General features: G+C 51.5%; 18 protein-coding genes, 1 pseudogene and 1 riboswitch. Of the genes and pseudogenes, 11 read left to right on the forward strand and 8 right to left on the reverse strand.

Going from position 1 to position 21724, the window contains the following annotated elements; genetic code table 11:
* Window positions 1-34: 34 nt before the first annotated feature.
* Both MKX76_RS22280 and MKX76_RS22285 read right to left on the reverse strand, forming a co-directional pair.
* Window positions 35-904 carry a carbohydrate ABC transporter permease gene (locus tag MKX76_RS22280; protein WP_028406577.1) on the reverse strand — a complete coding sequence of 290 codons (870 nt, stop codon included), beginning with the start codon at window positions 902-904 and terminating at the stop codon, window positions 35-37.
* Window positions 904-1872 (reverse strand): ABC transporter permease subunit, encoded by a 969-nt coding sequence (locus MKX76_RS22285; protein ID WP_144872838.1) that lies wholly within the window; start codon window positions 1870-1872, stop codon window positions 904-906. The genes MKX76_RS22280 and MKX76_RS22285 overlap by 1 nt, the downstream gene beginning before the upstream one ends.
* Window positions 1873-2363: 491 nt before the next feature.
* Between MKX76_RS22285 and MKX76_RS22290 the strand changes: the two are divergent.
* Window positions 2364-2753: pseudogene (locus MKX76_RS22290) on the forward strand (transposase); the annotation flags it as partial.
* 370 nt (window positions 2754-3123) lie between these two features.
* Window positions 3124-4401 carry a S1 family peptidase gene (locus MKX76_RS22295; RefSeq protein WP_007133155.1) on the forward strand — a complete coding sequence of 426 codons (1278 nt, stop codon included), beginning with the start codon at window positions 3124-3126 and terminating at the stop codon, window positions 4399-4401.
* Window positions 4402-4596: 195 nt separating this feature from the next.
* Here the strand turns inward: MKX76_RS22295 and MKX76_RS22300 are convergent, their stop codons facing one another.
* Complete coding sequence (locus MKX76_RS22300) at window positions 4597-4821, reverse strand: hypothetical protein (protein ID WP_007133156.1); 225 nt, start codon at window positions 4819-4821, stop codon at window positions 4597-4599.
* A 30-nt stretch (window positions 4822-4851) separates the two neighbouring features.
* Window positions 4852-5319: a hypothetical protein gene (locus tag MKX76_RS22305; protein ID WP_007133157.1), complete on the reverse strand. Its 468-nt coding sequence runs from the start codon at window positions 5317-5319 to the stop codon at window positions 4852-4854.
* A gap of 295 nt (window positions 5320-5614) precedes the next feature.
* Here MKX76_RS22305 and MKX76_RS22310 point away from each other — a divergent pair, with 295 nt between their 5' ends.
* Window positions 5615-5800, forward strand: coding sequence for a hypothetical protein (locus MKX76_RS22310; RefSeq protein WP_144872835.1), 186 nt, complete (start codon window positions 5615-5617; stop codon window positions 5798-5800).
* 783 nt (window positions 5801-6583) lie between these two features.
* Here the strand turns inward: MKX76_RS22310 and speB are convergent.
* Together speB and speE are read right to left on the reverse strand one after the other, a co-directional pair.
* On the reverse strand, window positions 6584-7450 hold the full coding sequence (gene speB / locus MKX76_RS22315) for an agmatinase (protein ID WP_341034634.1): 867 nt from the start codon (window positions 7448-7450) through the stop codon (window positions 6584-6586).
* 17 nt (window positions 7451-7467) lie between these two features.
* The gene (speE, locus tag MKX76_RS22320; protein WP_077571076.1) at window positions 7468-8295 is read right to left on the reverse strand and encodes a polyamine aminopropyltransferase; all 828 of its coding nucleotides are present in this window, start codon (window positions 8293-8295) and stop codon (window positions 7468-7470) included.
* A 327-nt stretch (window positions 8296-8622) separates the two neighbouring features.
* Between speE and MKX76_RS22325 the strand changes: the two genes are divergently transcribed.
* Window positions 8623-10689, forward strand: coding sequence for a transglycosylase domain-containing protein (locus MKX76_RS22325; RefSeq protein ID WP_341034636.1), 2067 nt, complete (start codon window positions 8623-8625; stop codon window positions 10687-10689).
* Between the two features lie 234 nt (window positions 10690-10923).
* Here MKX76_RS22325 and MKX76_RS22330 read toward each other — a convergent pair whose 3' ends face one another.
* A complete protein-coding gene (locus tag MKX76_RS22330; RefSeq protein WP_341034637.1) occupies window positions 10924-11793 on the reverse strand; it encodes a hypothetical protein in 870 nt (289 codons plus the stop codon).
* 410 nt (window positions 11794-12203) lie between these two features.
* Here MKX76_RS22330 and MKX76_RS22335 point away from each other — a divergent pair, with 410 nt between their 5' ends.
* The 3 genes from MKX76_RS22335 to MKX76_RS22345 all read left to right on the forward strand — a co-directional run bounded on the left by MKX76_RS22335 (window position 12204) and on the right by MKX76_RS22345 (window position 16221).
* Complete coding sequence (locus MKX76_RS22335) at window positions 12204-12590, forward strand: ArsR/SmtB family transcription factor (RefSeq protein ID WP_007133249.1); 387 nt, start codon at window positions 12204-12206, stop codon at window positions 12588-12590.
* The gene (locus MKX76_RS22340) at window positions 12591-14864 is read left to right on the forward strand and encodes a heavy metal translocating P-type ATPase (RefSeq protein ID WP_341034638.1); all 2274 of its coding nucleotides are present in this window, start codon (window positions 12591-12593) and stop codon (window positions 14862-14864) included. It begins immediately after the preceding gene.
* 190 nt (window positions 14865-15054) lie between these two features.
* Window positions 15055-16221: a copper amine oxidase N-terminal domain-containing protein gene (locus MKX76_RS22345; RefSeq protein WP_341034639.1), complete on the forward strand. Its 1167-nt coding sequence runs from the start codon at window positions 15055-15057 to the stop codon at window positions 16219-16221.
* A 116-nt stretch (window positions 16222-16337) separates the two neighbouring features.
* Here the strand turns inward: MKX76_RS22345 and MKX76_RS22350 are convergent, their stop codons facing one another.
* The gene (locus MKX76_RS22350; protein WP_007133246.1) at window positions 16338-16856 is read right to left on the reverse strand and encodes a YwhD family protein; all 519 of its coding nucleotides are present in this window, start codon (window positions 16854-16856) and stop codon (window positions 16338-16340) included.
* A gap of 147 nt (window positions 16857-17003) precedes the next feature.
* Here MKX76_RS22350 and MKX76_RS22355 point away from each other — a divergent pair, with 147 nt between their 5' ends.
* From MKX76_RS22355 to MKX76_RS22370, 4 genes are all read left to right on the forward strand, one after another.
* Entirely contained in the window at window positions 17004-18998 is a 1995-nt protein-coding gene (locus tag MKX76_RS22355) for a M1 family metallopeptidase (protein ID WP_213617061.1), read from the forward strand.
* Window positions 18999-19009: 11 nt separating this feature from the next.
* Window positions 19010-19837: a hypothetical protein gene (locus tag MKX76_RS22360; RefSeq protein ID WP_341034640.1), complete on the forward strand. Its 828-nt coding sequence runs from the start codon at window positions 19010-19012 to the stop codon at window positions 19835-19837.
* Between the two features lie 338 nt (window positions 19838-20175).
* A riboswitch (cyclic di-AMP (ydaO/yuaA leader) is annotated at window positions 20176-20315 on the forward strand.
* 4 nt (window positions 20316-20319) lie between these two features.
* The gene (locus tag MKX76_RS22365; RefSeq protein ID WP_007133243.1) at window positions 20320-20793 is read left to right on the forward strand and encodes a C40 family peptidase; all 474 of its coding nucleotides are present in this window, start codon (window positions 20320-20322) and stop codon (window positions 20791-20793) included.
* A 380-nt stretch (window positions 20794-21173) separates the two neighbouring features.
* On the forward strand, window positions 21174-21674 hold the full coding sequence (locus tag MKX76_RS22370) for a GNAT family N-acetyltransferase (protein ID WP_028406709.1): 501 nt from the start codon (window positions 21174-21176) through the stop codon (window positions 21672-21674).
* The last annotated feature ends 50 nt before the right edge of the window (window positions 21675-21724 follow it).

Genomic DNA, 21724 nt, shown 5'->3' on the forward strand with positions numbered 1-21724 from the left:
CTAGAACCGATTTCATATCGAAGATCTGCCCGGCCTATTCCTTTAGTGAGCCAAGCATTGAGCCTTTGACGAAATATTTTTGCAGATACGGATACACCAGAATGATCGGAATCGTCGCAAATAAGATTGTAGCCGCTTTCAAAGTTGTCGTGTTAAAATCGAAGTCGCCCAGAAACATATTGACCGCGGCCAGTTCCTCCGGGGACTGCAGATAAGCCCGAAGCTTCATCTGAAGCGGCCATTTCTCCGGATCGCGGATGAACAGCACGGCCCGGGAGAAGGTATTCCAGTAACCGACTGCATAAAACAGGCTCACCGTCGCCACGACCGGTTTGGATAAGGGCAGGTAGATGCGGAACAAGATGCCGAAATCGCTGCACCCGTCCATTCTCGCTGAATCGTCCAATTCGCCGGGAATGCCCATGAAAAAGGTTCGAATGATGATCATATTGAATGTGCCGATCAGGCCCGGCAGGATCAGAGCCCACAACGAGTTCATCATGCCGAGCTCGCGAACGGTCAGAAAGAACGGGATCATCGGCGCATTGAAAATCATCGTCAGCACGATGCCTAGCATGACCGGCTTGCGCAGCAGAAACTCGCGGCGGGACAGCGGATAGGCCGTCATGACCGAGAACAGCATGCTGAGCAGCGTTCCGACGACCGTAATATATACGGTTATGCCGAAGGATGTCCACAGGCCTTGGTTTTTCAAAATATGCTCCCACGAAGCGGTCGTAAATTCCACAGGCAGCAGAAACACTTCCTTGGAATCGGCGGCGACCGGTGAGCTGAACGATACGGCCAGCAGCTGCACCAGCGGAAACAGCATCGTCGCCGCGGCGGCGATCAGAAATACATAATTCAACGTCTGAAACACTTTTTCTCCGAATGTCGCTTTCATCACCACAACCCCTGATCCGTTTTTCTGGCCAACCGGTTAAACATCCACAACAAGATAAACCCGATGACGGACTGGAACAAGCCGATCGCCGTCGTCATGCTGTATTGACCTTGAAGCACGCCTGCGCGGTAGACATACGTTTCGATGATATCCCCGACCGAATAGGTCATCGGCGTCAGCAAATTGAAGATCTGGTCAAAGCCGAGCTCGAGGAAATTGCCGATCTGCAGCAGGAACAGCACCAGTATCGTCGGGAACATCGTGGGCAGCGTAATATGGATCGTCTGCTTCCATCGACCCGCCCCGTCCATGACGGCCGCTTCATATAAATTCGGGTTGATGCCGGCGATGGCGGCCAAATAAATGATCGTGCCCCAGCCGACCTCTTTCCAGATCGACGACAGGACGACGATGGTCCGGAAATAACCCGCCTCCTGCATAAACAGAATCGGCTCATATCCGAGCCAGCCGCGAACCGCGTTCACCACGCCTTGACTGGACAGCAGCTCGAATACGATCCCGCCCACAACGACCCATGACAGAAAATGAGGGAGATAGAACAGGCTCTGTACCACCCGTTTGGCGAGCATGATCCGGATCTCATTAAACAGCAGCGCCAGCAGGATCGGTGCCGGAAATCCGAACAGCAGCTGATATAAAGCGATGACGGCTGTATTGCGCAGCACATTGTAGAAATCCTGATAAGTAAAAATAAATCCGAAATTATCCAGCCCTACCCAAGGGCTTCCCCAAATGCCCTTAAAAATCTGATAGTCCTGAAAGGCGATGACGCTCCCCGCCAGCGGCACATACTTGAATACGACGTAGAACAAGATGCCGGGGAGAATCATGAGATACAGCATCCAGTGCTTGCGCATGTTCGCAATGTACCGGTTGCGGGATATTCCGCTCGCCTTGAGAGGCAGCGGCGCGCCATCCTGTTTCAGTTCGGTTGACCGGGTTGCCATCGTGATTAAACCTCCCTTCGCTTTGAGCATGTCAATGTATCGCCAATCATAACGTCCACCGCGCAAACCGAACAACGGTTCAATCCGACACGCAATGAGCAGATCGAGGAAACCCCGCCGGAGATCCGCATAGACTGCGGCAGTTCCAGGTTCATAAAATTGATCCGGCGAACAAATGAAGGAAGTACCGGAAAAAGAGGATTTGTTGATGCGCTGGAGGATCGGTTGGTTGGCGATTCTCCCCTTTCAAAACCGGTTGGCCGTGACCGTACATATGCAATGAACCAGCAAGCCTCCTCCGCCAGCCGATAGGCTGAGATGGAGGAGGCTTGCTGGTTCAAAAAAACGCTGCCGTGTTGGAACACGGCAGCATTACGGGCACGGGCGATCCTCTGACCTACTATTAATATGTGGTGATGTTATCTATCTGAGCCTAAATTTCGAAAGCAAACATTTGAACTGCTTGGCGAGCATCCAATCGTCTAGCTTGATTCGACAAGGGTTTTGGTGGCGAAGATTTCTACAGCCTGCTCGAGAGCCGGAAGATCGGCTATGCCGGCAAAATGAAATGGACAAAGCGGCTGGAGCAGGAAGTTCAGAAATGTCGCTACTGGAAGCGCTACGATGATTGGATCATCGAAGGCATCACGCTGATCTACAAAGCAACGTCCTGGAAGAAAACGCGCCGGGTGGCAATCATCAGCAAGGTCCAAGTATTCGATGACGGGCAAAGCCGACTGGTCTTCGACAGCGACTGGCAATACGAAGCAATCGTCACGAATTCGGAATGGGAGCCGATTGATTTGTGACGCTTTTACAATCAGCGCTGCTACTTTGAAAACTACATCAAAGAAGCCAAGAACGGATTCTCGCCGAGTCGCTCAGTTGAAATGATCCTTTCACAATCTTACATGGAAATCGCAATGCCCCTTCATTGGGATGGGGAAGGGCTCCTTCATGATTGTAATCGTAACGATATCACTGGGGAATCTACTGTGATTTTACATTAAGAAGGCCCTTTGATTCCTACGCTAACCTTGCTGCTATGGGCTTTCGAAATTCAGGATGATATTTTTATTTTTCCAAAAATTTATTTTTTAGAAAAAATCCAAATATTAGGTAACTAGTGTACAAAAACTGGCGTTTATACATATAACACACCAAGATAACAATCAAAAGAGAATTATAGAAAGGGAGGGTAGGAAGGTATTTACGCTGTTTTATAATTAAAAGTAAAAGGAGAATTTCTGGATGAAAAAAATATTCTTACCAATTATTCTAACTGTGGGTCTCATCTTCCAATCTGCTGTAGTATTTGCAGAGGGCGGGGAAACAGTGTCCTATGATGAATATCAAGCCGAAACAGTCTTACCATTGGATGCACAACAAGAACTTCAACTTGAGTTTGAAAAGAAATATCTAGACTCCGTCTTTGACATCATTGCTAAACACTTTGGAGATCCCGAAAATTTTAATCCTTACGGAGAGATATATATTGAAAATGATAAGTTCCCACATTTCGTTATTGCTGTTGCTAAGGATAGTGTAAAGGTTAGTAGTTTTATTGAAGAGATTAAAAAAATATTACCGGGTGATTTACTTGAAGTGCAACGTGTCAGTTATTCAAAGGAAGACCTCATAAATATACAAGGAGATATTTTACAGCGAGTTCAATCGGGCAGTATAGCAATTCCTCGAGGAATATCAACCGATGTAAGTACAAAGAAACAGAAGGTCATTATCAGTGTCCCCGAGGGTGTGAATCTAGAAAAGAGTTATATGGTTAATCTGAATGAGGAGTATAACGGTCTTATTGAATTTGATGAAAGACCAGAAAACATACCTTATAAACTAAGAACTGATGCATTTACGGAAATGGGCGGGGGGATATCAATTAAGGGTACTTGCAGCACTGCAGGAATAGCGACCAAAGATACGAGAGAGTTCATTGTCACGGCGGGACATTGCATAAGAGATATAGGTTCTACTGTGTATCAAGGCGGAACATCTATAGGAACTCAACACTTATCTGGTTATAAGGATAACGGTACAGATGTCGGTCTTGTGCTGCTTACAAATAAGAATAAAAAATACGGAAATAAGTATTATTATAATCCCGTCGCGAATGCTGAATACGACAAAAGCTATACTCAAACAAGTACAGCGTTAGTCGGACAACTTATCTGTAAATCAGGAATGTCTACAAATGTTACTTGTGCAAATGTACAATCTACAAGTGGAAGTGTGGATTACAAAGAAGGTACAACTTATTTTACATTTACCAATATGATTACAATATATAAACAAGGTGGAGGGTACAGTAAGGGCGGTGATAGCGGAGCTATTGTTTTTAGCGCACAAAACAGCAATCATATTATAGGTGTTCATTCTGGAGGAAATATAGAAACCGATACAATGCCAAGCGGAACCTGGGGATATACATCCAAAATAATACCATCTCTGGTTAATGTCGGAGCGGTTACAATGTATACTAGCAGTACAGTCAAAACGGTAGACCCCAATAATTAGAAGATGTTAGTGATCTATCTTTAGACATAAAAAATCTGACGCCTGGATCGAGATGGTCATACCCCTAAAAAATTAAGTAGCCAGCGCGTGCCGAAACCCAAACAGCACGCGCTGTTTGAGTTTCGCCTGAAAACGAATACAGACGTTATCCATGCAGATTGCTTTGCGAGAGTGGCTGCCTTTGACGCTGGCTTCTCATCGTGTGTTGTATGCCTGAGACGCGTATTGAAAGCCTTGGTTCGAATGGAGCACGGCCTCAAACACGTCTCTTTTTGGTGTCCATTGCTCACCCGTATACAGCACCAACTTTACATCATTGCGCTTGGACACTTGCCATACCACAATTCCGTTGTAAATAAGATACCGGATAAAGGACAAGTAGTAAACCGATAAATACGTAACTTCGGTCACAGGCTTCATGCTGGGGGCTGTCGCATGAAACTGAAGATGTTATCTATTTGAGTATTCCTTTTCTAATCGATCTATCAACTGATTTAAAGTTTGTGTTTTAGTGGTGGGGTCGAGCATATAAGTATGCCGTGTTGTTGTATCTTTAAAATAGATTCCATTTCCGCCAAATAACAATATCTGGGTATCTGTATTGTTCATATGAATAATTAATTTACGGTATAAGTCATCTGTAACGTTTCCAACATTAGTAGAACTATCATTTAAGATTTGGGTTAATTCTTTTATGTCATCCTTCTTTTGAAATTCACCCGACACATGGTTCCTCTCAAAATTAAAAATGCTAACACTTGAAATGTCCTCAGCATTCAATTGGAAAATTAACGGTTTAGTCGGTGTGTTATCAGGTAGTTCTTGTTCTGTTTTTTTTGAAGTGTTGCTATTACATGAAATAAGAAGAGATGCACTCAGCAGTAACAGAATAAGGAGTGCGTTTTTTTTGTTTTTCATAATTAACAGCTCCTTTTACAATAAAAAATTGCAATTATATATAACAACGTTAATAATCCTTCAGAGTTGCATAATATTGAGAATTTTTTCCGTTCGAGTTTCTTACCCAAAATCTTCTCTGCTTTCTTCATGACAATCATAAACCAATGCAGCAGGCAACCTAGAGCTGAAAGCCTGCTTGGAATATTTTGAATAAGTCTGTCCACTTCTTCATTAGGCTCAACGCTAGCATCGACAAGATCCTCTAACGCAAGCAAGCCTCCTCCGCCAGCCAATCGGCTGAGATGGAGGGGGCTTGCTTGTTCAAAAAAACGCTGCCGCGTTGGAACACGGCAGCATTACGGGCACGGGCGGCACGCAGGCGCTGCCACGGACGCGTCCTGCCGGGCGGCCCGACGCGGAGCCCGGAACGCCTTCTAGGCCAGGCGCTCGAGGCGCTCCCGTCAGGGATGCTCCGAGAGTGGCGGGCCGCCTCTCCTAGCGTCCGACGCCGACAGCCGAAGGCTAAGGCAGCGGAGGTCGCTTGGAGCCACTCCCGGCCGGGTTGCAAAGCCCCGGCAGCTCCTCGGCCCCCCGAGGCTACCCCGACAGGGGTGCTGACACGAGGGGGCCTCTCGCACGCGAACAAGCAAGCCTCCTCCGCCAGCCGACAGGCTGAGATGGAGGAGGCTTGCTTGTTCAAAAAAACGCTGCCGCGTTGGAACACGGCAGCATTACGGGCACGGGCGGCACACAGGCGCAGCCACGGACGCGTCCTGCCGGGCGGCCGGACGCGGAGCCCGGAACGCCTTCCAGGCCAGGCGCTCGAGGCGCTCCCGTCTGGATGCTCCGAGAGCGGCGGGCCGCCTCTCCTAGCGTCCGACGCCGACAGCCGAAGGCTAAGGCTGCGGAGGTCGCTTGGAGGCGCTCCCGGCCGGGTTGCAAAGCCCCGGCAGCCCCTCGGCCCCCGAGGCTACCCCGACAGGGGTGCCGACACGAGGGGGCCTCTCGCACGCAAACAAGCAAGCCTCCTCCGCCAGCCGATAGGCTGAGATGGAGGAGGCTTGCTTGTTCAAAAAAACGCTGCCGTGATGGCGGAGCCCAGGCAGCCTCACAACCATCCAGAAGGCCCTGAGGGCGGTCCGCAAGGGAGCCCGAGAAGGGCCGTGCACACGCACCAGCCCCGCTCCAATCCTGCACCCTACCTAACTCGGCGCCAACAAGTTTCGGGTGTCCAGAGGGCAGCGCCCTCGGGGCCCTCCCTGGCAGGGAGGGTTTGGGAGGGTCAAACAAACCCTAGCAGCATCTCGCGAATCAGCTTCGCCGCCACGATCTGCGTCTGTTCCGTCGGATCATAAATCGGCGCCACTTCCACCAGATCGCAGCCGACGACGTTGACGTCGGATCTTGCGATCAAGTGCACGGCTTCCAGCAGCTCCTTCGAGGTAATGCCGCCGGCTTCCGCGGTACCGGTGCCCGGTGCGGCTGAAGGGTCAAGCACGTCGATGTCGATCGTCACGTATACCGGACGGTTACCCATAGACGGCAGGGCTTCCTTCAATGGAGCCGCCACGTCGAACGGATAGAAATTAATGTTCTCGCGTCCGTATTGGAATTCCTCGCGAGAGCCGGAACGAATCCCGAACTGGTAAATGTTGCTGCCGCCCATCAGCTCGGCCGCTTTGCGGACCGGCGTCGAGTGGGATAACGGCTCGCCTTCGTACTGCTCGCGCAGGTCGGCATGCGCATCGATATGAATCAGAATCAGATCCGGATACTTCGCGTAAACCTTCTGAATGACCGGCCAGGACACAAGATGCTCCCCGCCAAGACCGATCGGGAATTTCCCGTCATCCAGCAGCTTGCCGACATAGTCGCCGATCACGTCAAGGCTGCGGGCGGCATTGCCGAACGGCAGCATCAGGTCGCCGGCATCGAAATAGGTCATGTCCTCAATGCTTTTATCCAAATACGGGCTGTACTCCTCCAGGCCGACCGAAGCCTGACGGATACGGGCCGGGCCGAAGCGGGAACCGGGACGGTAGCTGACCGTAAAATCCATCGGCATGCCGTAAATGACCGCCTTGGATCCGGCGTAATCCTCGGAGCTCAAAATAAACACGTTGCCGGAGTAACCTTGATCAAGTTTCATCAGTTGCCGCGGCCTCCTTATTTCACCAGATCTTCGACGAACTTAGGCAGCACGAACGCTGCCTTGTGAAGGCGTGGCGAATAGTATTTCGTATCCATCTCCGCAATTTGGGACTCGTCCACTTCAAGCGGATCATACGTCTTGCTGCCCATCGTGAAGGTCCATAAGCCGCTTGGATACGTCGGAATGTTCGCGCCGTAGACACGGACGATCGGGAAGATTTCTTTTACGTCCTTGCTGACCTTTTGGATCAGATCGGCTTTAAACCAAGGGTTGTCCGTCTGTGCCACAAAAATACCGTCATCCTTGAGCGCCTCATAGATGCCTTGGTAGAAGCCGCGCTCAAACAATGGAGCAGCCGGGCCTACAGGCTCGGTGGAGTCCACCATAATAACGTCGTATTCGTTCTTGTGCTCCAAAATATGCATATATCCATCATTCACCAGCACTTCTACCTTCGGATCGTCGAGCTTGCCGGCAATCTCAGGCAGATACTGCTTCGAATATTCGATAACTTTGCCGTCGATTTCAACCAGAACGGCCTTCTCAACGCCAGGGTGCTTGATCACTTCGCGAATGACACCGCCGTCTCCGCCGCCGACGACCAGAACCTTCTTCGGATTTGGGTGGGTGTTTAGCGCAGGGTGAGCGACCATCTCATGATAGACGAATTCGTCCTTAATCGTAGTCATGACCATGCCGTCCAGGACGAGCATACGTCCAAATTCCTCGGTATCGATCATATCCAGCTGTTGAAACTCCGTCTTCTCATGCACAAACGTTTCCCGGATTTTCGCCGTGATGCCGAAAGTCGGGGTTTGCTTCTCCGTAAACCATAATTCCATCGTCTCTACCTTCTTTCCGCTAGAATAATGTTCAGCCGTCCAGATCCAAGCCGTAAAACTTTATTCGGGGCAGATGCCTTGAGCTTACAGTTTCACACTTTTTCTATTGTACCAAACAAATTGTATTATATTAAATCAAGCCCAAAATGCAACCAAAACTTAGGACGCGCAAGCACAAGGAAGGTTCTGCCGCCCCGCCCATGAATATCCTGCCCTTCCCCGCCCCATACTGTATAGAAAAGGTAATCATCAAGCGGCTTTTGTCCGGTAGGTCCGCCCTTGATGGAGAACACCGACTTACACCTGGAGAAGGAAGGAGCTTCACGCATGCCGGGATCCAAAAAACAACCGCAAAAGCGCAAACGTCGTTTCGTCCGGCTATCTGCATTTCTGTTTGCACTCCTTGGCTTATCGGTCATCGCCGGCGGCATTCTGCTCGCCTATCTATTTATAACGCCGCTGCCCATAGCGGAAACGGACAGGTACTCAAGGCTGCTCGACAGCCAAGGCGAGCTGCTCGCCACATTCTCGACAACGGGGCATACCTCGGAGCAGGTGGCCTTAAGCGAAATCTCTCCTCTTCTGATCCAGGCCACCATGGCGGTGGAGGACCGGAAATTCTATGATCACCCCGGCTTTGACGTGAAGGGCATGGCACGGGCGCTGCTCGTCAATCTGCGTCACATGGACCGCAAGCAGGGAGCCAGCACGCTTACCCAGCAGCTTGCGCGGAACCTGTACCTGTCCCATGAGAAGACTTGGACCCGCAAGCTCAAGGAGGCGAAGTTTACGGCCCAGCTTGAGATGAAATATACGAAAGACCAAATTCTTGAAATGTATCTGAATGAAATTTATTACGGCCACGGTGCTTACGGTATCGAATCGGCATCGCTGCTGTATTTCGGAAAATCCGCCAAAGACCTGAACTTGGCCGAGAGCGCCCTGCTAGCAGGTATTCCGAAAGGGCCGACCTATTATTCGCCATATAACCATATGGATAATGCCCTCAAAAGACAGCGCATCGTCCTGAACGCCATGGCGGAGACCGGCTTCATCACCCAGACTGAAGCGGACCGGGCCGCCTCTTCCAAGCTGGCTATACTGCCTCAGGACCGCCAAGAGAACAAGGTGATCGCCTCGTACTTCCGGGATTATGTGCGAAGCCTGGTCACCTCGCAGCTTAACATAACGGAGGAGCAGCTGGAGCAAGGCGGTCTGAACATCTACACAACGCTTGATCCAAGAGCCCAGCAGGCAGCCGAAGAGGCGGTTGCCAGCGGGATGGACAGCAAAAGCGAGCTGGAAACCGCCCTGGTGTCCATCGACCCGCGAAACGGGCATATCAAAGCGATGGTCGGCGGCAAAAATTACCGCGAAAACCAATACAATCACGCCTTGGCCAAGACGAGACAGCCCGGCTCATCCTTCAAACCGATCATGTACTTGACGGCGATCAACTCTAAGGAAATGACGAGCACAACGGTATTTAACAGCCAGCCGACGCTGTTTCATTACGATAACAACCGCAAGACCTACCAGCCCAGCAATTTCGGGGGCAAATATTTGGGCGAAATTCCGATGCGCGAGGCCATCGCGGCGTCAGACAATATTTATGCCGTCAACACCATCATGCAGCTCGGTCCGGACAAGGTCGTCGACATGGCCAAAAAAATGGGCATCACGAGCCCGCTCGAGTCCGTCCCTTCGCTCGCGCTCGGAACCTCCCCCGTCAGTCCGCTGGAAATGGCATCCGCTTATGCCGTTATGGCCAATAACGGCAAGCGGATTGCTCCGGTGGCGGTGCTCCGTATTACGGACGCCGCCGGCCGGAGTGTCTACGAAGCTCCGGAGGATCCGGGCGAACAGGTCGTGGAGCCGGCAGCCGCATACGTGATGACCCGCATGATGGAAGGCGTGTTCGAGAACGGCGGGACCGGCAACCGCGTGTCCTCCCTGATGAAGCGTCCGGTCGCGGGCAAAACCGGGACGACCGATACCGATGCATGGCTCGTCGGATATACCCCGGAGCTGGCCACCGCCGTATGGGTCGGCTACGATAAAGGCCGGGAGATCAGCAAAGTGGACGGCCACCGCGCAGCGCCTATCTTTGCGAATTTTACGGAGAAGGCCCTCGAGAACGTGCCGCCGAAAATTTTCCCCATTCCGGATCAGGTGGTCAGCGCCTACGTCGATCCGAAAAACGGCATGCTGGCCGGTCCCGATTGCCCGGATAAGGTATTGGAGGTATTCGTAAAGGGAACGGAGCCGACGGAATACTGTGCCGAGCACGGCGACGGGGAGAAGCAGCCGAAGGAAGAGGACCAGACCAAAGCGGCCAAGAAGCAAGAAGAGCGCTCCTGGTGGAAGGACTTCAAGCGCTGGTGGGTGGAGTAAACGAACAACCTATCGAGCGGATTACCTTTGATGTGGCCCCAAGCAACGTACGCCACGAACCCTGCAAAGTGCCCCATTTTAGCGTATTTCCAAGCCTTCCGTAGCTCCGTGTGCTCTAGCAGCATCCATCACAATCAGACACATCGATATATAAGAAAAGCAGCAGGCATCGCCTGCTGCTTTTCTGTGTTCCTATGTAATTGAGTTAGATCCCTCTATATACCTTCATACCTTCTAAAGGCTTGAGATCAAATAGCGGGTGAATATATCCCAGATCAAAGCAAGCACCAGCAGGCTTGCGGCATAGACCAACAGGATCGCGTACAACGGATCCAAGCCGCCGGTTTTTTTGCGCTTGTAGCTGTTCATGACGAGCACCGGGATCGTGATTACCGTGCTGACAAACGACAGAATCAGGATGACCGTTGTAATGTCGCTGTTTATAAATAGAAATAGCGGACTGATGACGAGCAGGGCCAGAAACGGGGTCAGAAATGTCCCGAACCTTGCCATCGCTTCCTTCAGCCTAACTCCCGGGTGATTGGATAACTTCACGGCGGTAAACGTAAATACATTGAGCAAAAATAGAAACAGCGCCAGCCAGCCCATCGGCTTCAGGACCAGATGGATAAAAGCTCCCTTCTGCAGGATTGCTCCATCAAAGCTCAGGGTAACATAACCCAAGAGCGGAAGAAACAGAACATACAGCAGCATGGACACCGTCGCGTTAAGCAGCTGGCTGCCATCCGTGGCGGAAGCGGATGCGATCGGATGCTTCAATCCCTTGACCACATAGTCTCCGTAGATTTGCCCGTATAACTTAATGCTTTCCCAATAAGGGTTGGATACGGCTTCCTCTTCTACGTGCTGCCGTCCCGCGGTATGAAACGGAATGTCAGGCGGTATGTACACAGGCATCTCCTTCTCACCTTGGGAGCTGCCTCTATATCTTGTGCTTCCCTGGTGAACACCATATACCTCCGAGGCAGCCGCCTGCTCTTTGAACGCTGTAAATACGGCCTTATCCTCGATGATCAGACGGGCTCCGCACTGCTCGCAGTACTTCCCTTCTTCCGTCTCGTATCGGCATATTGGACACATCATACGCATGCCTCCCTGTTATTTACGATTCTGCAATTGAAGGATCAGGTACAGATGATGCTGATATAACGGTTGTGATGAGCCGCTGGCCCAATTCTTGCACCGGGGGCACGGGGAACGCTCACCGGCAAGCTTCGCTCACTTCATAGGGACTTCGCTTTTTGCTATTAAGTATAAATTTGCCGCCAAGGAAATGGAAGGATTTTCTGACCTATATGCCCTGCTCCTAACGGCACAGATTTTCAAAAATCAGGCTTGCGCTTTTCCCTGGCCGAACGCGAAATCCCAGGAACAATCAAACATTCATTTGAATATAATAATAAAAAGAGGTATATTAGGTTTAAACAATCAAACGACGGTTTGAATATAAAGAATAAGAGCCCTAATCATTTTCTTCAAGGAGGCGATTGGATATGGAAACCCGAACCGTACCGGCAGACAATTCCGCCGAGCTATGTGAAATCACGTGCCCTTCACCGGACAGGGTCGCTGCCGTATTAAGCGAGCAGGTGTCCGACAATGATGTGCAGGGGATGGCGGAAATCTTCAAAGCTCTAGCGGACCCTACTCGGGTGAAGGTCGCCTATATGCTGGACCGCGGAGGCGAGCTGTGCGTCTGCGATATTGCCGAGCTGCTCGGCTGCTCCACGGCAACGGCTTCTCATCATCTAAGAACGCTGAAGAACAAGGATATCGCCAAATCGCGAAAATCCGGAAAGAATGTGTATTACTCGCTTGTGGATGATCACATCCGTACCCTGCTTCATATGACGCTGGAGCATCAGAAGGAGAAGAGGTAAATGGGTATGCAAAAATCACAAACGAAGCCATCTCCAGAGACGGATGGTCCTAGCTTTGTTGAATATCGCGTACAGGGCCTCTCCTGCCCGAACTGCACGCGTGAAATGCAGGAGGAGATCCAGAAGCTCAAACATGGCGACAATGCCCGACTGAGTTATAACAGCGGGAAGCTGACTGTCTCCCCTCATGTGGATCTCAGCCGCGTAGAAAGCATCTTGAAGAGCGATGGAGCACGAATCGTTCAAGCCCCGTCATCTTCCTCCCAAGAAGCCGCATCGCCCGGCGGCCATTCCGACCACGGGGCGGCCGGTCATGAACACCGCAGCCATGATCACGACCATGCCCACGATCACGCACAGGACAGCACGCGGAAGATGAAATGGCTGCTCGGCATCTCGGCTGCGCTGTACCTGCTCACCTTCCTATTGGAAGGAAGAACCATGCAGCCCGTGTTGATCGCACTGTATGCGGGCGCCATGCTGCTTAGCGGCTACACAACATTTCTTCGGGGCCTTAGAAATCTGACCCGCTTCAAATTTAATATGGACACGTTGATGACCGTAGCGCTCGTCGGTGCGGTCATCATAGGCGAATGGCGGGAGGCTACGCTGGTCGCGATCCTGTTCGGGCTCAATGAGCTGCTGGAGGGCTACGGCATGAACCGCGCCCGTCAGTCCATGGAAGCTCTGCTGGCGGCCGCGCCGAAGGAAGCGGAATTGCTGCGGGACGGCGAGCCTGTCCTCGTGCCGATCGGAACCCTTAAACCCGGCGACGTAGTTCGGGTCCGGCCCGGCGAGAAAATTCCGTCTGACGGTACGATTGCCAGCGGAGCCGGAGCCGTCAATGAAGCTGCGATTACGGGCGAATCGGTGCCCGTAACCAAGCGGGTGGGCGATACGGTCTTTGGCGGCAGCGTAAGCACGGACGGCGTGCTCCATATCGCTATTTCGAAGGCATATGAGGATTCTTCCCTCGCCAAGATTATGCACTTGGTACAGGAAGCGCAGGACAGCAAGACGCCGACCGAGCTGTTTATCGATAAGTTCGCCAAATACTATACGCCCGCCATTATGATCATCGCGCTCGGCGTTGCACTGATCCCTCCGCTGCTGTTGAATCAGCCCTGGATGACGTGGATCTACCAGGGACTATCCATCCTTATTGTCGGATGTCCTTGTTCGCTTGTGCTGTCATCGCCGATTGCGCTCGTCAGCGGCATGACCCGGGCAGCCCGAAACGGCATTCTGATCAAGGGCGGCATCCATCTGGAGCAGCTCGGCCGCTTGGAGGCCATTGCTTTCGATAAGACCGGCACGCTCACCAAGGGCGAGCCAGCCGTGTATGCCGAGACGGTCTACGACCAAGACCGCTTTTACGCAGTGGTTGGGGCTATCGAGCAAGCATCGCTCCACCCGCTGGCCAAAGCGGTAATGAAGCATCTTGAAATCAAGCAGCCGCAGTGTACGTTCCGTGATCCGCAGGATATTACGGTTCTCCCGGGTGAAGGTGTCCGGGCCCGAATCAACGGACAGTTGTATTGGGTCGGCAGTGAGGATGTTCTGTCCCATATTCATGACAGCGCCCGGAATGATCTGGCCGCCGTCAAAGCAGATATTGCCCACTTAAAGGCACAGGGATATACGATTGTTGCGGCTGTAAGCGAAGACGGCGTATTGGGCCATTTCGGTCTGGCGGACGAGATCCGGGCGGAAACGGCGGACGTCGTCCGTAAGCTTCACGAAGCCGGCATTACCGAAACGATTATGCTTACCGGCGATCATGAACAATCCGCGCAGTCCATCGCGAAGCAATCCGGCGTCACCCGCGTCTTTGCAAGCCTGCTCCCTGAACAGAAGGTATCCAAAATCAAGGAACTGGCCTCCCGCCGGAAGACCGGCATGGTCGGTGATGGCATCAACGATGCCCCGGCATTGGCTGCGGCGGATCTCGGGATTGCCATGGGCAAGGGGACCGATAGCGCCATCGAAACGGCGGACGTCGTCTTAATGCAGGATCACCTCGGCAAGCTTCCCGGAGCGATCCGAACGGCCCGCCGGGTAAACCGCATCATCCAATGGAATATTGGGATCTCACTGTCCTTGAAGGCGATTGCTCTCCTGCTCACCATCCCCGGATGGCTGACGCTGTGGATCGCGATCATTTCGGATATGGGGGCAACCATTATCGTTACCCTGCTCGGCCTGTCCATCCTGCTTGGCAAGGATCGGGAATCCGTAACCGAGGGCTTATCCCAGCCGATAGCCCGGTCGTGACAGCGAACACTCTTCGAAGCTTCATCCAGCAGGATGAAGCTTCTTTTTTATGGGCTTAGAAGCAGGGCAATTCGGCTGGCTATATATTTTTTTTCATATCATTTCGCTCTTTAATGAAACATTTTCCATGTCCGACTCGTTTATGCATATGGGAGAAAGTTAACCCAACGATTAAAGGAGGAGACCTATCATGAACACAAGAAAATGGATGAAAGCAGCCGGAACCGCCTCCCTAGCCGCGACGCTGTTATTAGCAGCATCCGCCGCGACCGTACCCTCGCATGCCGCAGCAGCAGCCGCCTCGGAGGCCAAAGCCGCGTGGAACACGATTGATCTTAAAAATCAGCCATTTACGAAGAATAAAGTACTATATGTACCGTTGAAGGAAATTTCCGAATCGCTCCAGCTGCAGCTGACGGTTGTTGGCAAGAACCAGATGTACATTAACAGTCCGAAGGAATCCGTCCGGATCAAGGTCGGGCAGGCTCGTGCCGTGAATGCGAAAGGCAGCGTGCTGAAGCTTGAGGCCGCGCCGGTCATCAAGAAAGGGGTCACCTACGTCCCTGCCAGCCTGATTACCAAAGCGTTTACCATCCCGCTTCGTTATGATGCCAAATCCGGATTGGCAACAACCTTTAACCCGGGAACCGGATATGCCTACACGGCAAAGGGCAGCATGCTGTTCTGGGTGAACCGGGAGAACGGAACGCTCTATATGGGGAAAGCAGGAACGGTTCCTGTAAAAGCAGGCAAGGTGTCTATTGAAAATATCGACATTCTTGAGATCGATGCGCATAAGGTAAATGGCAATACGTACGTGGCCGACATCTATAACACGTACGGAGAGCCGCATATCCATGAAGCTAGATACCGTGTACTCATTCGGGATCAGAAGATCATCAAAACGGCCGCAACCCAGAATGCCAACTTCGCGGGCATTAACTACGAGCCGAACGTTACCGGCTATAAAGGAAATATCGCCATGATGAACGGCAGCAAGCTGGAGCTCGTTCATCCGACCGGCAAGACGGTCAAAACCTATGATCTCGCCGCCCTTACAGGCGTAAAGGATGATTTCACGGTGGAGGCGATCGAACAGGACTTCCTGCTCGTCCGGCCGTATACGAAGGCAACCCTGTACATCGTTAACCCGATTGGCACGAAAGCAGAGCTGATTTATCCTGAGATTCTGGATGAGGAAAGCATCAAGGCCATCGGGGAAATGCCGCCGAATGAGGTGGGCTTCATCGGTGATGGTCTGACGTTTGTCGGTTATAAGAGCGGCAAGCTGACGCTGCAATATGAAAATCCGTTTCTCGATATCAAGAACAATCTGACATATGCTCTGCCCTTCTGATGAATCCGATAACTAAACACGCCAGCACAAAAAGACCGGTTAAGATTCCTCCCTCGAATCTTGACCGGTCTTTCTTCGCGTTCTAATCCTAAAACTTTCTTTTCAAGGCAATGTAATTATTCCTCAGTCCGAAGCGCTTCCTTGAATTCATCCGGGGATGCGTTCCACCATTCCTCATTGCGGGAAATCAGCAGCTCGCGCAGCGCCTTCTTCTCTACATCGCCAAGTCCGTCCAGAATAATCCGGCGCTTTAGCGCAGCGTCCATCTTGTTCACATGATCGGCGAGGATTTTCCAGCCCTTGCGCGCCTCCTGATCGATCCACATTTCGCAAGCGGTCGCACCGGCGTAATGCTGGCCTTCAGCCGTGCGGTCCACCGCTACCCATACGATCCACACCTGACGGCCATTAGGCACCTCGTCCCGGTCCGTCGTAAACCGGATGCCCCGCTCCACCTTGCTCTTTGCATGCATGGCCCCAATATCCACCTTGGCCTCGCCATTATCGATAATGACTGGCGAAAGGCTGTTCAAATCAATCGATCCTGCACCGAACCCTTTATGCTTGCTCTTGCTGTTAATAATGTTCAGCGCGATTTGTTTCTTGGCGCCCTGTTCCTGACTCCCGTTCTCCATTGCCGCAAAACCTCCTATATCAGAGCCGACAAAGCCTGTCGGCTGCATCGTAACTACCTTTGTCCCAATAATTTTATTTTAACTAATAATCCTCCAAAAGCAAACATATACATGCTGTAGATGCTTGTCAACGGGAGGTTATTCGATATGGTCCCACCACGTGCCAAAGTCTTTCTATCATCCCTGCTCGCCTTGGGTTTGCTTGCAGGATCGATGCCAATATTTCTTTCTAATCAAGGGTCCTCCTTGTCGGCGCTTGCTCCGAATGGGGGCAAGCCCTCCGTCTCTGCCGTGGAGAAGGCCCCGCTTTCACCTCCAAAGGTTCAGCCTGATGCACCGGCCCCTGCGCTTAGCGACCGGCTGGTCGAATACCACATGGATGTAAGGTACGAGCCTGAACAAAACAAGCTGAAAGGCAAGCAGACCGTCACCTGGACCCATCCTGGCAAAAGAAGCGTGAATGAGCTCTACTTCCACTTATACCCGAACGCCTTTGCATCCGATGAAACGACGTTCATGAAGGAGTCCGGAGGCAGGCTTCGATCCGATCCGATGCCTGAGAACGGCTATGGGTCGATGAAGATTACGAACGTGAAAACGACCGAGGGCCTTGGCCTGACGCAACGACTGCAGTTTGTTCAGCCGGATGACGGGAACATCAAAGATCAAAGTCTTGCCAAACTCCGGTTGCCCAAGCCTGTAAAAGGCGGAGAGAGTATAACCCTGCATTTGGAGTTTGAGGTAGAGCTGCCGAAGATTTTCGCGCGCATGGGCCGGACCGAGGATTTTGTCATGGCTGGCCAGTGGTTTCCCAAGATATCGGTATACGAGCCTGCCGGCACGCGGGGAAGAACCCAGGAAGGCTGGAACTTACATCAGTATCACGGTAATTCGGAGTTTTACTCGAACTTCGGCATCTATAGCGTTCGGATTCGTGTACCCGAGGACTATATCGTAGCCGCTACCGGGTTCCCGACCAAGCCTGCGCAGAAAGCAAACGGCGAGAAAATTTACCAATTCTATGCGGATGACGTGCATGACTTCGCCTGGGCCGCCTCGCCGAACTTCGTGACAGCGGAAGAGGCTTACTCCGCTCCGGGTATCCCTGGCGTCCGGATCAAGCTGTACCTTGATCCGGCTCATAAGGATTTGAAGGAGCGTTATTTTGATACAGCCAAAACGGCGCTGTCCTCTTTCGGCAAATGGTACGGCTCCTATCCGTACTCCACATTATCCATCGTTGTCCCGCCTTACTCCGGCAACGGCGCAGGCGGCATGGAATACCCGACGCTGGTCACCGCCTTCGGAGCCAATAACGACTCGCCCGGATATGAGCTGGAGCGGACCGTCATCCATGAAATCGCCCACCAATATTTCTACGGCATCGTAGCCAATAACGAATTCGAAGAGGCATGGCTGGACGAGGCTTTTGCTTCCTATGCCGAGGAGAAGGTCATGGAGAAGCAGTACGGAATTACATCCAATACCGCGGCGCAAGGCGCATCCATTACGTCGCCTGAACCGCTTAAGATGGAGTCCTGGAAATACAGCTCGCATGAAAATTACGCACTCAACGTCTATACACGCGGCAAGCTGGTGCTCCAGGGCATCGAGCGACAAGTCGGATCCAAGACGATGGATAAAATCATGATGACCTACGCCAAAAAATTCCGCTTCAAGCATCCGACAACGACGGACTTCCAGAAGGTTGTTGAACAGGTTACCCAGTCCTCATGGCAGTCGTATTTCGATCAGTACGTTTACGGCAGCCAAATGGCTGACATCGCGATCGACCAGATCAAAACCAAAAATAAAGGCTCACAAGCGCACCCACGGTTTGTTTCGACCGTAAACATCACGAGCAAGGGCGGCGATGTTACCGATGTGCCGATTGTGTTTGCTTTTGAGGATGGCAAGCTTGTTGAGCGGACATGGAGCGGCAAGAACGGCAAAGTAACTTATACGCTGGAATACCATACACCGCTCGCCTGGGCCATGGTAGATCCGAAATATACCATCATGCTGGAGAATAAACACATGAATAACTATATGAAGGCTGGCATGGATCCGAAAGTCGTTACACGCTGGAATCTCGGCATTACCAAGCTCGTGGAGACGCTGTTCGGCAGCATGTCGTGGTGAGGGGGGAGCACATGAAAAGCTATGCAGGCCAAGGCTGGATCAGTGTTAAAGATCAATTATACGTCTCCATTCTACTGTTCTTGTACCGTCTTCTCTGGGGCTACTGTCTGTACAGGCTAGTGAAATCCGCCGTCGTCCCGCTTTTGATGCGGTACCCGGATCCGGCTCCTAACGAGCTGAGCCGCCTCCTGTTCTTCTATGAGGGCGAAATGAGCTTGTCGCTCAGCAATACGGTTCATACCTACGGCTGGATCCTTGCCGCTCTGCTCCTCATCCGCATGGTGCTTACCCCGCTGATTCGCTCCGGCATCTTCTACAACCTCCACCAGGAGGCCCGTGGCGAACGCGGTCTGTTCTTCTTCATCGGCATGCGGAAGCATTGGAAATCGGTAACGGTGTTCTATCTCATCGAGCTTGTTCTTACGGTTGCGCCGGGTTACTGGATCATTCCCAAGGCTCTTCCGGCACTGCTCGGCTCCATTCAGGAGCCTTCCCAGCTGCTCCGGGTGCTGCCTTACGCGGCGGCCTGGTTCCTCTATACCTATGTTATTCGCCTTGTGCTGCTGTATATGCAGTTCGGGCATACCGGAGAGCTCGGTATGATCGCATCCGTCACGGCGCTCATACGCAAGCTGGGAACGGCCGTACTGCTGTCCATTTCTGTTGGTGGAGCCGCATTTGTCATTCTCCTGCTGTTCAGCTCGGCGTCCCTGGTCTGGGCGGGATTAATCGGACTCATCATTCAGCAAGCCTCCTATTTCCTGAACGGGCTCTTCCAAATATGGGGAATTTCTTCCCAATATCATTTATGGAGAGCGTCCGTAGCTTCAAATCCATAACGGTTACAAAAGTTACATTTCATTAACAACCATTCATCGTTTAAATGTGGTAAAAAGGTTGTAACCGGAAGCTAAAGCAGCCTCCGAAAAGGATAGATTTCGAACGATAACTTCTACATCCAACCGGAATCCTCAACATTCTCCTCCCATGATTTATACAAAATCCCTGTCCCACTTCAATGTGGACAGGGATTTTTGTTAAAAAAACAACTTTCCTCGTTTGCCAAATTGTTAATACTCTGCTAAAATAACGAATATGTTAGTAACAACTTTGTCATTTTTATTGTAACTATTGTCATCATGTTAACATGTTGGAACGTCATATTGGGTTCATCGACATCTTTTAAAAGCCGAATTCCCGTCTTCATACGGGAAGCGGGGGATCCGTTTTGGGTGAATTGATCTCGCTAGAGAGGGATCATAGGGGACCTTCAACCGAACCCTTAAGCTAACCTCGCAGGCAATGGAAGGAGCTTTTTGTTTTGAAGAAGAAGTTAACAGCCATCTCTTTAGGCTTGGCCCTTGCGCTCACGATTGGAACCGGTAGCGCTTTCGCGGATTCCAAGTTGAATACCGTTATCAAACCAACCATCGGTGTCTCTTATAAAACCGGCGGAACCACTACAAAGGGTTTTGATTGCTCCGGATTCACCAGCTATATTTACAAGAAGCTGGGCCTCACCCTGCCGCGCACTTCTGCAGCACAATACAAGGTAGGTACCGCGGTATCGAAGAGCAACCTGAAGGCCGGGGATCTCGTATTCTTTAATACTTCCGGCAGAGGCGTTTCCCATGTTGGCATTTATGTCGGTGGCGGGAAGTTCGCCCATTCTTCCTCCTCGCGCGGTGTCATCGTTAGCCCGCTCAGCCAGAGCTACTACGCGAAGCGTTATGTAGGCGCGAAGAGAATCATGAGCCAAAGCACGTACAAGTCCCTTGCCGTGAACTACAATTAATTGACTGTACCGTAATTTTTCTGAATGTCCATAAGCCCTGGAGCATGAGATGTGCCGATCTCACCCAGCGGCTTTTTTTCTATAATTTTTCGTCTATACCTCTATAACGTTTCAGGCCATGGAAAAGTTCTATGTTTTTCGGAAAATCCAAAAATATTTTTTTCATTCTGTATGCTCAAAGCCACCAACAAGATTCGGCCAATCCGAGCGCTTACATTTTATTTACCCTTCCAGAATTAACCTAAACAGCAATACGAATAAACAATCGAAAATTTTTTAGCTTCAGTTTCGTTTCCCCCTGCGCTATTATCTTTGCAATCCCGCTCAGCAGCATGTATTCTCTCTCTAACGGAATTGTTTTGAATGAGAGGAGTATTTAGATGGAGGCGAATTTACCCTCGTTTCATACCGTGGTCATGCAGGAAGCCCATGCCGCTGAAATTTGCACCTGGTCCTATCCCCCGCCCTATAATATATATGGCTTTCTTCCTTGGGAGCAGATGAAGGGACTAGGGGTGGAATTCGGGGATCCCGGCATCCGCCTGCAGCAATACCTGTCCGTGCTGGATGAGCAGGATCAGCTCTGGGGGTTTGCCCAGCTATTCCCTATGGCAGGCGTTACGCGTCTAGGCCTGGGCATGCGGCCTGATTGGTGCGGCCGGGGAATGGGTAAACGGTTCGTGCAGGCAATTGTGGATGAGGCGAAGCGGCGCCGGCCTTCGGACGAGATTGATCTTGAGGTGCTTACCTGGAATGAACGGGCTATCCGGACTTACCGGAAGGCTGGCTTTTACATTGCCGATACGTACGAACGCCTTACGCCGACGGGCATGGCGTCTTTTTATTGCATGGTGCATGACCCGATGGCCAATGAGGAATAGTAGTCTTGTCTATATGAAAAAGCACAATTTTGTGTACTTTTTATGAAGGC

The organism is Paenibacillus sp. FSL R5-0810 (assembly GCF_038002285.1).
Taxonomy (GTDB): Bacteria; Bacillota; Bacilli; order Paenibacillales; family Paenibacillaceae; genus Paenibacillus_AQ; species Paenibacillus_AQ lactis.